The 12,925-nt window shown below is 68.9% G+C and carries 13 protein-coding genes; 12 read left to right on the plus strand and 1 reads right to left on the minus strand.

All coding sequences use genetic code 11. The annotated features are described in order from the left end of the window. The 8 genes from VKN16_27315 to VKN16_27350 form a co-directional block, all read left to right on the plus strand. The coding region (locus VKN16_27315; protein ID HME97930.1) for an electron transfer flavoprotein subunit alpha/FixB family protein at positions 1 to 719 on the plus strand (719 nt) is incomplete at its 5' end. An 8-nt stretch (positions 720 to 727) separates the two neighbouring features. Beyond that, positions 728 to 1,885 carry an acyl-CoA dehydrogenase family protein gene (locus VKN16_27320; GenBank protein ID HME97931.1) on the plus strand — a complete coding sequence of 386 codons (1,158 nt, stop codon included), beginning with the start codon at positions 728 to 730 and terminating at the stop codon, positions 1,883 to 1,885. Positions 1,886 to 1,898: 13 nt separating this feature from the next. Beyond that, positions 1,899 to 3,551 (plus strand): methylmalonyl-CoA mutase family protein, encoded by a 1,653-nt coding sequence (locus VKN16_27325; GenBank protein ID HME97932.1) that lies wholly within the window; start codon positions 1,899 to 1,901, stop codon positions 3,549 to 3,551. 12 nt (positions 3,552 to 3,563) lie between these two features. After that, positions 3,564 to 4,631 (plus strand): branched-chain amino acid aminotransferase, encoded by a 1,068-nt coding sequence (locus VKN16_27330; protein ID HME97933.1) that lies wholly within the window; start codon positions 3,564 to 3,566, stop codon positions 4,629 to 4,631. Between the two features lie 56 nt (positions 4,632 to 4,687). Next, positions 4,688 to 5,101 carry an HIT family protein gene (locus tag VKN16_27335; GenBank protein ID HME97934.1) on the plus strand — a complete coding sequence of 138 codons (414 nt, stop codon included), beginning with the start codon at positions 4,688 to 4,690 and terminating at the stop codon, positions 5,099 to 5,101. 13 nt (positions 5,102 to 5,114) lie between these two features. Then, positions 5,115 to 5,519: a cobalamin B12-binding domain-containing protein gene (locus VKN16_27340; protein ID HME97935.1), complete on the plus strand. Its 405-nt coding sequence runs from the start codon at positions 5,115 to 5,117 to the stop codon at positions 5,517 to 5,519. A 48-nt stretch (positions 5,520 to 5,567) separates the two neighbouring features. Then, positions 5,568 to 6,719 carry an acyl-CoA dehydrogenase family protein gene (locus VKN16_27345; protein HME97936.1) on the plus strand — a complete coding sequence of 384 codons (1,152 nt, stop codon included), beginning with the start codon at positions 5,568 to 5,570 and terminating at the stop codon, positions 6,717 to 6,719. Positions 6,720 to 6,724: 5 nt separating this feature from the next. After that, the gene (locus VKN16_27350; GenBank protein HME97937.1) at positions 6,725 to 7,546 is read left to right on the plus strand and encodes an enoyl-CoA hydratase/isomerase family protein; all 822 of its coding nucleotides are present in this window, start codon (positions 6,725 to 6,727) and stop codon (positions 7,544 to 7,546) included. 30 nt (positions 7,547 to 7,576) lie between these two features. Here the strand turns inward: VKN16_27350 and VKN16_27355 are convergent, their stop codons facing one another. Beyond that, a complete protein-coding gene (locus tag VKN16_27355; protein HME97938.1) occupies positions 7,577 to 7,939 on the minus strand; it encodes a hypothetical protein in 363 nt (120 codons plus the stop codon). Positions 7,940 to 8,148: 209 nt separating this feature from the next. On the opposite strand from VKN16_27355, the gene VKN16_27360 reads away from it, so the two are divergent. Genes VKN16_27360 through VKN16_27375 form a run of 4 tightly spaced genes read left to right on the plus strand, consistent with a single transcriptional unit; the run spans position 8,149 to position 12,906 of the window. After that, entirely contained in the window at positions 8,149 to 10,092 is a 1,944-nt protein-coding gene (locus VKN16_27360) for an AMP-binding protein (GenBank protein HME97939.1), read from the plus strand. Further along, positions 10,089 to 10,883 carry an ABC transporter ATP-binding protein gene (locus VKN16_27365; protein ID HME97940.1) on the plus strand — a complete coding sequence of 265 codons (795 nt, stop codon included), beginning with the start codon at positions 10,089 to 10,091 and terminating at the stop codon, positions 10,881 to 10,883. Before VKN16_27360 ends, VKN16_27365 begins: the two co-directional genes overlap by 4 nt. 37 nt (positions 10,884 to 10,920) lie before the next feature. Continuing rightward, on the plus strand, positions 10,921 to 11,814 hold the full coding sequence (locus tag VKN16_27370; protein ID HME97941.1) for a branched-chain amino acid ABC transporter permease: 894 nt from the start codon (positions 10,921 to 10,923) through the stop codon (positions 11,812 to 11,814). Between the two features lie 15 nt (positions 11,815 to 11,829). Continuing rightward, positions 11,830 to 12,906 carry a branched-chain amino acid ABC transporter permease gene (locus VKN16_27375; protein HME97942.1) on the plus strand — a complete coding sequence of 359 codons (1,077 nt, stop codon included), beginning with the start codon at positions 11,830 to 11,832 and terminating at the stop codon, positions 12,904 to 12,906. The last annotated feature ends 19 nt before the right edge of the window (positions 12,907 to 12,925 follow it).

Below are 12,925 nucleotides of genomic sequence, written 5' to 3' on the forward strand. Positions count from 1 at the left end.
AGTCCCCGCAGGCGATCTTCGCGCCGGTCACCACGCGGCAGCGCGAGTTCATGGCTCGCCTGGCCGCGCGGCTCGGCGCGGGGCTTTCCGCCGATTCGACCGGGCTCGCCGCCGAGGGCGGCACGCTGGTGGCCACCCGCCCGATCTATGCGGGCAAGCTACTCTCGAAGATGACGTGGTCGAAGACGCCGTGGATGGCCACCCTGCGCCCGAACGTGTTCCGACCCGCCGAGGCCCAGGCGGGAGCGAGCGCGGCGGTCGAGAAGCCGAGCGTGACGATTCCCGGTGAGCGCATGAAGCTGGTGGAGCGCAAGCAGGAGGCGTCCACCGGCCTGCCCGAGCTGACCGAGGCGGAGATCGTCGTGTCGGGCGGCCGCGGGCTCAAGGGGCCGGAGAACTTCGTCATCCTCGAGGATCTGGCCAAGGTGATCGGCGCCGCGGTCGGCGCCTCGCGCGCGGCCGTCGACGCCGGATGGCGCCCGCATCGCTTCCAGATCGGCCAGACCGGTCGCACCATCTCGCCGAAGCTCTACCTGGGCTTCGGCATCTCGGGCGCGATCCAGCACCTGGCCGGCATGCGCACCTCGAAGGTGATCTGCGCGATCAACAAGGATCCGGAGGCCCCCATCTTCAAGATCGCCGACTACGGCATCGTCGGCGACCTCTTCGAAGTCGCGCCCCTCCTCACGCAAGAATTCAAGAGCCTCCTGGAGAAATAGGAGAGCCGGTGCACCTCGACCTCACGCAGGAGCAGGCCATGATCCAGCAGATGGCCCGTGATTTCGCCGAGAAAGAGGTGCGCCCGATCGCCGAGGCGATCGACCGCGAGGCACACTTTCCGCGCGAGACGGTGGCGCGAATGGGCGAGCTGGGGTTCATGGGCATCGCGGTGCCCGAGGGCTACGGGGGCAGCGGCAGCGACGCGGTGGCCTACACGCTCGCGGTCGAGGAGATCGCCCGCGCCTGCGCCTCGCACGCCGTGATCATGTCGGTCAACAACTCGCTGTACTGCGATCCGGTCCTGGCGCACGGCACCGAGGAGCAGAAGGCGCGCTTTCTCACCCCGTACGCGTCCGGCAAGAAGATCGGCTGCTTCGCGCTGACCGAGCCGGAGGCGGGCTCGGACGCGAGCAACCAGACCACGCTGGGCCGCGCGGAGGGAGCCGGCTACGTCCTGGACGGCCGCAAGGTGTTCGTCACCAACGGTCGCGAGGCCTCCGCGGCGCTGGTGTTCGCCCAGACCGACCGGGCGGCCGGCCGTCGCGGCATCACCGCCTTCCTGGTGGAGAAGGGTACGCCCGGCTTCACGGTGGTGAAGACCGAGGACAAGCTCGGCATCCGGGCCTCCGACACCGCGGAGTTGCTGTTCGAGCGGTGCCGGGTGCCCGCGAACAACCGGCTGGGCGCGGTGGGGCAGGGCTTCAAGATCGCGCTGGCCACGCTGGACGGCGGCCGGATCGGGATCGCCGCGCAGGCCGTCGGGATCGCCACGGCCGCCTACGAGGCGGCGGTGGCCTACGCCCGCGAGCGGAAGAGCTTCGGGGTGCCGATCGGTCAGCACCAGATGGTGCAGTGGATGCTCGCGGACATGGCGACCACGATCGAGGCGGCGCGTCTGCTCACGCGGCGCGCGGCCTGGAGGAAGGACTCGGGGGCGACGTACGGCGCCGAAGCCGCGATGGCCAAGCTCTTCGCGGCCGAGACCGCGATGCGGGTGACCACCGACGCCATCCAGGTACACGGCGGCTACGGGTTCATCAAGGAGTACCAGGTGGAGCGGCACTTCCGCGACGCCAAGATCACCCAGATCTACGAGGGCACGTCGCAGATCCAGAAGCTGGTCATCGCCCGTCGGCTCCTCGGGGCCGTCGCGCAGGTGGCCTGAGGAGCGTTCCGACATGGCTCAGGGCAGGGATCGGTGGGAGGAGGAGAGCTACGGCCCCTTCGTCCGGCGCGCGCCGGAGCGTGAGGTGCCGTTCGAGACCCTCTCCGGGATTCCGGTGCAGCCGCTCTACACGCCGGAGGACCTTCCCGGGTGGCGCTACGACGACAAGCTGGGCTACCCGGGCGAGTTCCCCTACACGCGCGGGCCCTATCCGTCGATGTACCGCGGCCGGCTCTGGACCATGCGCATGTTCGCGGGCTTCGGCCGTCCGGAGGACACCAACGCCCGCTTCAAGTACCTCCTGCAGGAAGGGCAGACCGGACTCTCCACCGCCTTCGACATGCCGGCCCTGATGGGCTACGACGCCGATCACCCGCGGGCCCGCGGCGAGGTCGGTCGCGAGGGGGTGTCGATCTCCACCCTCGCCGACTTCGAGGTCCTGTTCCGCGATATCCCGCTCGATCGGGTCACGACGTCGATGACCATCAACTGCACCGCGTCGGTCGCGCTCGCCATGTACCTGGCGCTGGCCGACACGCAGGGGGTGAGCTGGGACAAGCTGGGCGGGACCATGCAGAACGACATGCTCAAGGAGTTCATCGCCCAGAAGGAGTGGATCTCGCCGCCTCGGTCCGCGGTGCGGGTGGTGGTGGACACCATCGAGTTCTGCGCGCGGCACGTGCCTCGCTTCAACCCGGTCTCGATCTCGGGCTACCACATCCGGGAGGCCGGCTCGACCGCGGTGCAGGAGCTGGCCTTCACCCTCGCCGACGGCTTCGGCTACGTGCAGGCCGGCGTCGATCGGGGCCTCGACGTCGACGACTTCGCGCCGCGCCTGTCGTTCTTCTTCGACATCCACAACGACTTCTTCGAGGAGATCGCCAAGCTGCGGGCGGCCCGGCGCATCTGGGCCACCGTGATGCGCGATCGCTTCCACGCGAAGAAGCCGGAGTCGATGCGCCTGCGCACCCACACCCAGACCGCGGGCGTCTCGGCCACCGCCCAGCAGCCACTCAACAACGTCGCCCGGGTGGCCCTGCAGGCGCTGGCCGCGGTGCTCGGCGGGGCCCAGTCGCTCCACACCAACTCCTACGACGAGGTGCTGGCCCTGCCCACCGAGGAGGCGGTGACGGTGGCGCTGCGGACCCAGCAGATCATCGCCGAAGAGACCGGGGTGGCCCTGACCGCGGACCCGCTCGGCGGCTCCTACTTCCTGGAGCGCCTGACCGACCAGATGGAAGCGCAGGCGATGGACTACATTCGCAAGATCGACGAGCTGGGCGGCATCGTGCGGGCCATCGACCTGGGGTATCCCCAGCAGGAGATCGCGGACGCGGCCTACCGCTATCAGCTCATGGACGATCGCGGCCAGAAGACGGTGGTGGGCGTGAACAAGTACGTGATGGCCGACGAGAAGCCGGTGGAATATCTCCGCATCGACCCCGCGATCGAGCGGGAGCAGATCGAGCGGGTGGTGCGGGTGAAGGCCTCGCGCGACGCGGGCCGGGTCGAGAAGCGGATCCGCCAGCTCACCGAGGCCTGCCGCGACGACCAGAACGTCATGCCGGTGCTGGTGGACGCCGTGAAGGACTACGTCTCGCTGGGCGAGATCGCCGACGTGTATCGCAAGGTGTTCGGACTTTATCGAGAGCCGATCATCTTCTGAGGGGAGCCAACCATGACCGAGCCGATCCGGATCAACCGCAGCAGCACCCGCAAGCCCAAGCCGAAGGACGCCGACCTGGGGTTCGGGCAGATCTTCACCGATCACATGTTCGTGGCCGATTTCCAGGAGGAGAAGGGCTGGTACGACCCGCGCATCGAGCCCTACGGGCCGCTGTCGCTGGATCCGGCCACCGCCGTCCTGCACTACGCGCAGGCGGTCTTCGATGGGCTGAAGGCCTTCCGCGGCGTCGACGGGAAGATCCGGCTCTTCCGGCCCCAGAAGCACGTCGACCGGATGAACACCTCGGCCCGGCGCCTGTGCATTCCGCCGCTCGACGCCGACCTCGCGCTCCAGTCGCTGGTGAAGGTGGTCGACATCGATCGGGACTGGGTGCCGAGCACGGTGGGCACCTCCCTCTACATCCGGCCCACCATCATCGCGAGCGAGCCGTTCCTCGGGGTGCGGCCGGCCAAGTCCTACATCTACTTCGTCATCCTCTCTCCGGTCGGCGCGTACTACCCCGAAGGCATGGCCCCCGTGAAGATCCTGGTGGTCGACAAGTACGTGCGGGCGGTGGACGGTGGCGTGGGCGGGGCCAAGACCTCCGGCAACTACGCGGCCAGCCTCTTCGCGAGCGACGAGGCCAAGCACGAGGGCTTCACCCAGGTCCTGTGGCTCGACGGGGTACACCGGAAGTACCTCGACGAGGTCGGCACGATGAACATCATGGTGAAGATCGGCGACGAGATCATCACGCCGCCGCTGACTGGCACCATCTTGCCCGGCGTGACGCGCGACTCGACCCTGGCGCTCTTGCGCAAGTGGGGATTGCCGGTCAGCGAGCGCCAGGTGTCGATCGACGAGGTGGTGGAGGCCCACGGGCGGGGCACGCTGGCGGAGGTGTGGGGCACCGGCACCGCCGCGGTCATCTCGCCGGTGGGCGAGCTGGCCTACAAGGGCAAGCGGATGGTGATCAACCGCGGCGAGATCGGTCCGCTCACCCAGCGCCTCTACGACGCGATCGTGGCGATCCAGTACGGCAAGGCGCCGGACCCGGACGGCTGGACGCTGACGATCTGAGTGAAGGAACTGATCGCCAAGGCGGCTCGCGAGACCGCCCCACCGGAGGCCCGGAGATGACCGACTGCGTGTTCTGCAAGCTGCGGGACGGACAGATCCCATCCATGAAGATCTTCGAGGACGACGTGACGATCGCCTTCATGGACATCAACCCGATCAACTCGGGCCACTGCCTCGTCATCACCAAGGCCCACGCGGCCAATCTCTACGAGGCCGACGTGACCGATCTGCAGGCCGCGATGGCGACCGCCCAGCGGGTCGCGGTGGCCATCCGCGACGGGCTGAAGCCGGACGGGCTGAACATGCTGCAGGCGAACGGGCCGGCCGCGTTCCAGTCGGTGCTGCACTTCCACCTGCACCTGATCCCCCGCTGGAACAACGACGGCAAGGGCTTCGACTGGAAGCTGGTGCCGGGCAACCGCGAGCAGATCATGAAGGTGGGGGAGCGCCTCCGCGCGCTTCTGAACTGAGAGGAGCCGACTCATGGCCCAGCGAAGGATTCGCGTGCTGGTGGCCAAGCCCGGGCTGGACGGGCACGACCGGGGCGCGAAGATCGTGGCGCGCGCGCTGCGGGACGCCGGCTTCGAGGTGATCTACACCGGGCTGCACCAGACGCCGGAGCAGATCGTGGCGACCGCGGTGCAGGAGGACGTGGACGCGATCGGGCTGTCGGTGCTCTCGGGAGCGCACAACTATCTCTTCAAGCGCGTGCTGGACCTGCTGAAGGAGCAGGGCGCCGACGACATCGCCCTCTTCGGCGGCGGCATCATCCCACAGGACGACATCCAGGCCCTGAAGGCCATCGGGGTGAAGGAGCTGTTCACGCCCGGCACCTCCACCCAGGACATCATCCGCTTCGTCCGCGACAACATCCGTGCCGTGGCATAACGACGTCATCGCGTACCCGATCGCGATCGTGGCGGCCACGCGCGCCCGATGAACTTCGAGCTCACCGCCGAGCAGCAGGAGGTGCGCGCGCTCGCGCGGGACTTCGCGGAGCGCGAGGTGGCTCCGGTCATCCGTCACTTCGACGAGGCGCACGAGTTCCCGCACGAGATCCTCGCCAAGCTCGCCGGCACCGGCCTGCTCGGCGCCCTGGTGCCGGAGGAGTACGGCGGGGCCGCGCTGGACTACGTCTCCTACGCCCTCGCGGTCGAGGAGCTGAACCGGGTCGACGCCTCGGTGGGCATCACGATGTGGGCCCACAACTCCCTGTGCACGAATCACATCGCGCTGTTCGGCTCCCGCGAGCAGAAGGCCGCCTGCCTGCCGCGGCTCGCCCGGGGCGAGTCGCTCGGGGCGTGGGGCCTGACCGAGCCCGGATCGGGATCCGACGCGGCGGCCATGCGCACCCGCGCGGTGGCCGACGGCGACCACTTCGTGATCGACGGCTCCAAGGCCTTCATCACCAACGCGGGGGTGGCCGACATCGCGGTGGTCATGGCGGTGACCGATCCCGCGCTCGGCCACCGGGGCATCTCCGCCTTCATCCTCGAGCGCGGGATGACCGGCTTCTCGGCCGGCAAGCCCTACCGCAAGCTCGGGCTGCACGCCTCGAACACCGCCGAGCTGCACCTCGATCACGTGCGCGTTCCCGTCTCGGCTCTCCTGGGCGAGAGCGGCATGGGCTTCGTGAACACCATGCAGGTGCTCGAGGGCGGCCGCATCGCGATGGCCGCGATGGCGGTGGGCCTGGCCCAGGGCGCCCTCGACGAGGCGCTCAAGTACATGAAGCAGCGCTCCGCGTTCGGCAAGACCCTGGCCGAGTTCAACGGGCTGCAGGGGATGATCGCCGACATGGGCACCGAGGTCGAGGCGGCGCGACTGCTCACCCTGCGCGCCGCCGCCCTCAAGGACGGCGGCCGGCCCGCGAAGGTGGCCGCGTCCATGGCCAAGGTCTTCGCCTCCGAGGTGGCAATGAAGGCGGCGACCCGCGCGCTGCAGATCCACGGCGGAGCCGGCTACATCACCGAGTTTCCCATCGAGCGCATCTTTCGCGACGCCAAGCTCACCGAGATCGGTGAGGGCACCTCGGAGATCCAGCGCATGGTCATCGCCCGGGAGATCCTGGGCGACCGCGGAGCGTGACCGGGATGGCCGAGCCGAGCGTGCTCTACCAGACACGGGAGGGCGTCGCCACCATCACCCTCAACCGCCCGCGCGTGCTCAACGCGCTCGACCTCACGCTGTCCGCCCAGCTGGCCGACGCCGCGGACGCCGCAGCTCGCGATCGCGACGTGTGGGTGGTGGTCGTGCGGGGCGCCGGGCGGGCGTTCTGCTCGGGCATGGATCGCACCCTGCTGTCGGCCGGCGGGATCGACGAGGCGTTCTACCGGAACTGGATCCGGGCCCTGAACCGGCTCGAGGACATGGACCCGCTCGTGGTGGCGGTGCTCCACGGCTACTCGATCGGCGGCGGCCTGCAGCTGGCCTCGGCCTGCGATGTGCGGGTGGCCACCACCGACGCGGTGCTCGGGCTCGGAGCCACCCGCCATGGGCTCATCCCGGACGGCTCCATCTTGCGGCTGGCCCGCATCGTGGGCCTCGGCCGGGCCAAGGAGCTGACCCTGCTCAACGACAACGTCACGCCCCAGGCCGCGCTGGCCATGGGGTTGGTCAACTGGGTGATCGAGCCGTCCGAGGTCGACGACACGATCGGCCGCATCGTGCAGACCGCCTGTCATTCCTCGCGCACCGCCAACGGGCACGCCAAGCGGCTGCTGAACGCTTCCTTCCATCGCGACCCGCGCGAGATGATCGAGGAGATCGTGCGGACCCAGAACGAGTGCATGGCCTCGTGGGAGATGGACATCGCGAACCGGGCGTGGGACGAGCGGCGCGAAGCGCGCTTCTATCCGCGGCCGGGCTCGACCCCGGGCGCCGCGAGGCCGCCGAGCGGGCCCGGGCCCCGATGACCGACGACGTCATCCTGGAGACGCGCGGGCTCACCGAGGAGCTTCGGGTCTTCTGATCCGCCGGCCTCTCCAGTCGAGAGAGATCAAGCCGCGGCAGCGCTGCACGAACTCCCCGAGGACGCTGCGGTACTTGTCCTCGATCCCGCGCTTCTGCGCCTCCCACTGCGCCTCGAAGCGGCGCCGCTCGGCTTCGCGGCAGGGCTCGCCCGGTGCGCCCGCCGGGCACCGGCCGAAGGCGTCCCACATGGCCGCGCGGTGGATGTCCTCGGCGCCTTCGATCTCGGCCAGACGGAGGCGCCCGATCCAGGAGCGCGCCTCCGACGGGTGAGCGCAGTCGAGCGCGGGCTGGCCTCTGGTCGGACCGGCGGCCGCCAGCCCGGCGAGGAGGAGCACCGCGACCGCGGAGCCGTAAACCCTTGTCCTCGTGGGCAAAGTCCTTGACACGCTGTATCGGCTGGGCTAGACTCTCGCCACTCTATCAGCCCCGACACGGGGATTCCCAAGGATGTTCCGACGGAACGTATGAAGACTCTCCCCTACGGCATCGGTAAGTTTCGCCTCGCGCGGCCGAGCGCGGAGCGAGGCGACATCCCGTCGACTTGATGCTCGAGCCGACCGCGGATACCTTCCCCAAGCTGGCGATCCGCAACGCTCAGCGTCTTGCCGGGAAGGTGGCGATCCGCGAGAAGGACCTCGGCATCTGGCAGTCCTACACCTGGAGCGAGTATCTCGAGCAGGCTCGGCTGATCGCCCTGGGCCTGGCCGCGCTCGGGTTCACCCGCGGCGACAAGACCGCGGTGGTGGGCGACAACCGCCCCCAGCTGTACTGGGCCATGCTCGCCACCCAGGCGCTCGGCGGGATCCCGGTGCCGCTCTACCAGGATTCGATCGAGCGGGAGATGCAGTACATCGTCGAGCACGCGGAGGCCCGCTTCGCGGTGGTCGAGGACCAGGAGCAGGTGGACAAGCTGCTCCACGTGCGCGAGCACTGCCCCGTCCTCGAGTGGATCATCTACGACGATCCGCGCGGCCTCCGGCACTACAAGGACGCGCGGCTGTTGAGCCTCGAGGAGCTGCAGGAGCGCGGCCGGAAGTTCATGCAGGACAACCCCGACTACTTCGACCAGGAGGTCGCCCGCGGGCGCGCCGAGGACACCGCGGTGATCGCCTACACCTCGGGGACCACCGGACAGCCGAAGGGCGCGATGCTCTCGCACGGCAACCTCATCGAGACCGCGCGCCATGCGGTGGAGCGCGAGGGCCTCGGGTCGTCCGAGGAGGTCATGGCCTACCTGCCCATGGCCTGGATCGGCGACCACATGTTCTCGTTCGGGCAATCGATCGTGGCCGGCTTCACCACCAACTGCCCGGAGAGCGCGGCCACCGTGCTGGCCGACCTGAAAGAGATCGGGCCGACCTACTTCTTCGCGCCGCCGCGCATCTGGGAGAACATCCTCACCTCGGTGATGATCCGGGTGGACGACACCGCGTGGGTCAAGCGGCACATGGTCCACTTCTTCCTCGACGTGGCCCGCCGCGTGGAGCGCGGCCGGCTCGCCCATCGCCCCGCTCGCCTCCTGGACCGCCTGCTCTATCCGCTCGGCTGGCTCCTGGTCTACGGGCCGCTCCGCGACAACCTGGGCATGGGCCGCATCCGGGTGGCCTACACCGCGGGGGAGGCCATCGGCCCCGAGCTGTTCGAGTTCTACCGCTCGCTCGGCATCAACGTGAAGCAGCTCTACGGCATGACCGAGTCGAGCGCGCTGATCTGCATCCAGCGGGACGGCGACGTCAAGCTCGACACGGTGGGGCCGCCCCTGCCGGGCGTCGAGGTGCGCATCACCGACAGCGGCGAGGTGATGTACCGGAGCCCCGGCGTCTTCCAGGGCTATTACAAGAACCCCGAGGCCACCGCCGAGACGCTCGAGGACGGCTGGGTGCATTCGGGCGACGCGGGCCTCTTCGACCGCGACGGCCACGTGCGGATCATCGATCGCGCGCGCGACGTGGGGCGACTCTCCGGGGGCACCATCTTCGCGCCCAAGTATCTCGAGAACAAGCTGAAGTTCTCCCCGTACATCAAGGAGGCGGTGTGCGTGGGGGACGGGCGCGACTTCGTCAGCGCGCTCATCAATATCGATCTGACGTCGGTGGGCAACTGGGCGGAGCGACGGAACCTGGCTTACACCAGCTACGGCGATCTGGCCCAGAAGCCCGAGGTCTACGACCTGATCCGACACGAAGTGGTGCGCGTGAACCGGAGCCTCCTCGAGGACGAGGCGCTCCGGGGCGCCCAGATCCGCCGCTTCCTCCTCCTGCACAAGGAGCTGGATGCCGACGACCAGGAGATCACCCGCACCCGCAAGGTCCGGCGCGGCTTCGTGGCCCACAAGTACGCGACGCTCATCGAGGCCCTCTACGGCGGCGGCGAGCACGTCAACGTGGAAGCCCAGGTGACCTACGAGGACGGGCGCACCGCCACCGTGCGCGCGGCGGTGCGGCTCTGCGAGGCCGAGACCTTCGCGGGGACGGGAGCGCGGGGATGAGGGTCGACCCGAGCGCCGGGCTCACCCCGATGCTCGAGGTGGCTGACATCAGCGTGCGCTTCGGGGCGGTGCAGGCCCTCGAGCGCGTCGGCCTGACGATCCACCGCGGGGAGATCGTGGCCATCATCGGGCCCAACGGGGCGGGCAAGACCACCCTGCTCAACGTGATCAGCGGCTTCTATCACCCGACCGAGGGCCGCATCCTCTTCGAGGGGCGCGACCGCACGCACCTGCGGCCCTACGACGTGGCCGCCCTCGGGGTGGCGCGCACCTTCCAGAACGTGGCCCTGTTCAAGGGCATGAGCGTGCTCGACAACATCATGACCGGCCGCCTGCTGAAGATGGGCGGCAACGTGCTGCTCGACGCGCTCTACTGGGGTCCGGCCAAGAAGCAGGAGCTGGAGCACCGCGCCTTCGTGGAGCGGATCATCGACTTCCTGGAGATCGAGGCCATCCGCAAGAGTCCGGCGGGTCGGCTGCCCTACGGGCTGCAGAAGCGGGTGGAGCTGGCGCGGGCCCTCGCGGCCGAGCCCAAGCTGCTCCTGCTCGACGAGCCGATGGCCGGGATGAACGTCGAGGAGAAGGAAGACATGTGCCGCTTCATCCTCGGCGTCAACGACGAGTTCGGCACCACCATCGCGCTCATCGAGCACGACATGAGCGTGGTCATGGACATCTCGGACCGGGTCGTGGCCCTGGACTACGGGCGCAAGATCGCCGACGGCCGCCCGGACGAGGTGCGGGCGGATCAGGGCGTCATCGACGCCTACCTCGGGGTGGCCCATGCTTGACCTGCTGTACGCGGTCGTGGTCGGGCCGGTGAAGGACATGGTCGGCGCGCCCACGTTCCTGGCCGAGGTGGTGATCGGCGGGCTCGCGGCCGGGCTCATGTACTCGCTGGTGGCCCTGGGCTTCGTGCTCATCTACAAGGCCTCGGGGGTCTTCAACTTCGCCCAGGGGGTCATGGTGCTCTTCGCGGCGCTGACCCTGGTCGGGCTGATGGAGCGCGGCGTGCCCCTCGTGCCGGCGCTGGCCCTGACCATGCTGGTGATGGTCGCGCTCGCCTTCGCGATCGAGCGTGTGGTGCTGCGCCCGCTCGTGAACCAGGAGCAGATCATCCTGTTCATGGCCACCATCGGGCTCAACTTCTTCCTGGAAGGTTTCGGCGAGCTGGCGTGGGGCAGCAACGTCAAGAAGCTCGACGTGGGGATTCCCGACAGCTCCTTCATGGTCTGGGGCATCCAGATCAACCGGCTCGAGATGACCGCGGCGCTCACCGCGGCGGTGCTGGTGGCGGTGATGGCGGTGTTCTTCCAGCGCACGCGGATCGGCCGCGCGCTCCGCGCGGTGGCCGACGATCACGAGGCCGCCCTGTCCATCGGCATCCCGCTGAACACCATCTGGATCGTGGTGTGGTCGGTCGCCGGGCTGGTCGCCATCGTGGCCGGCATCATGTGGGGGGCCAAGAGCGGCGTGCAGTTCAGCCTCTCCCTCATCGCGCTCAAGGCGCTGCCGGTACTGATCCTGGGCGGGTTCACCTCGGTGCCGGGCGCGATCGTGGGCGGGCTCATCATCGGCGTCGGCGAGAAGATCGCCGAGGTCTACTGGGGACCGCTGGTGGGCGGGGCCATCGAGAACTGGTTCGCCTACGTGCTCGCGCTCGCGTTCCTGCTCGTGCGCCCGCAGGGTCTCTTCGGGGAAAAGATCATTGAGCGCGTCTAGAGCGAGCGGCCGCCCGTGATCTACCGGGAGGCGGGCCAGTTCAAGAGCACCTACGCGGCCGATCAGGCGGTGTTCCCGATCCGCCAGGATCGGATCATCGGGGGGCTCGCGCTGGTTGCCGCGGTGGTCGCGCTGCCGCTGGTGGCCGACGAGTACTGGCTGCAGGCGGTGCTGATCCCGTTCCTCATCTATTCGCTGGCCGCCCTCGGCCTCAACCTGCTCACCGGCTACGCGGGACAGGTGTCGCTCGGCACCGGCGGCTTCATGGCGGTGGGCGCCTACTCCGCGTTCAAGCTGTCGAGCGCGTTCCCCTGGCTCAGCATCATCATCGTCTTCCTGCTCGCCGGCCTGGTGACCGCCCTGGTCGGGCTCGTGTTCGGCATCCCATCGCTGCGCATCAAGGGCTTCTACCTGGCGGTGGCCACGCTCGCCGCCCAGTTCTTCCTCGTCTGGCTCTTCAACAAGGTGGCCTGGTTCACCGACTACGCCTCGTCCGGCACCATCACCGCGCCGCCGCGAACGGTGCTGGGCGTGATGGTGACCGGACCGGAGGCGACGGCGCCCGTGCGGTACCTGGCCGCGCTGGCCATGGTCGCCCTGTTCGCGGTGATCGCCAAGAACCTGGTGCGGGGGCGGGTGGGGCGCTCCTGGATGGCGATCCGCGACCGGGACATCGCGGCCGAGATCATCGGAGTGCGGCCGCTCCGCACCAAGCTGCTCGCCTTCTCGATCAGCTCGTTCTTCTGCGGCGTGGCCGGCGCCGAGTACGTCTTCCTCTACCTGGGGAGCGCGGAGACCCTCGCGTTCGACATCAACGTGTCGTTCCTGGTGCTCTTCATGGTCATCATCGGCGGCCTCGGGAGCATCCTCGGCTCCTTCCTGGGCGCCGCCTTCATCGTGATGGTGCCCATCTTCCTGACCAACATGCCCCATCTGCTGGGCGTGGCCATGCCGGTGGCCCTCCAGAAGCAGATCGAGCTGATGGTGTTCGGCGGCCTGATCGTCCTGTTCCTCATCGTCGAGCCGAACGGCCTGGCCCGGCTCTGGCAGATCGGCAAGGAGAAGCTGCGCCTGTGGCCGTTCCCGTACTAGCGTCCGTTCCCGTGCCCAT

The organism is Candidatus Methylomirabilota bacterium, assembly GCA_035315345.1.
GTDB lineage: Bacteria > Methylomirabilota > Methylomirabilia > Rokubacteriales > CSP1-6 > CAMLFJ01.

Excerpts from the sequence above, each read along its gene's own strand:
- VKN16_27350 (HME97937.1), top strand. The coding sequence starts at position 6,725 with ATGGCCGAGCCGAGCGTGCTCTACCAGACACGGGAGGGCGTCGCCACC.
- VKN16_27330 (HME97933.1), top strand. The coding sequence starts at position 3,564 with ATGACCGAGCCGATCCGGATCAACCGCAGCAGCACCCGCAAGCCCAAG.
- VKN16_27340 (HME97935.1), top strand. The coding sequence starts at position 5,115 with ATGGCCCAGCGAAGGATTCGCGTGCTGGTGGCCAAGCCCGGGCTGGAC.
- VKN16_27325 (HME97932.1), top strand. The coding sequence starts at position 1,899 with ATGGCTCAGGGCAGGGATCGGTGGGAGGAGGAGAGCTACGGCCCCTTC.
- VKN16_27360 (HME97939.1), top strand. The coding sequence starts at position 8,149 with ATGCTCGAGCCGACCGCGGATACCTTCCCCAAGCTGGCGATCCGCAAC.
- VKN16_27335 (HME97934.1), top strand. The coding sequence starts at position 4,688 with ATGACCGACTGCGTGTTCTGCAAGCTGCGGGACGGACAGATCCCATCC.
- VKN16_27345 (HME97936.1), top strand. The coding sequence starts at position 5,568 with ATGAACTTCGAGCTCACCGCCGAGCAGCAGGAGGTGCGCGCGCTCGCG.
- VKN16_27370 (HME97941.1), top strand. The coding sequence starts at position 10,921 with ATGGTCGGCGCGCCCACGTTCCTGGCCGAGGTGGTGATCGGCGGGCTC.
- VKN16_27365 (HME97940.1), top strand. The coding sequence starts at position 10,089 with ATGAGGGTCGACCCGAGCGCCGGGCTCACCCCGATGCTCGAGGTGGCT.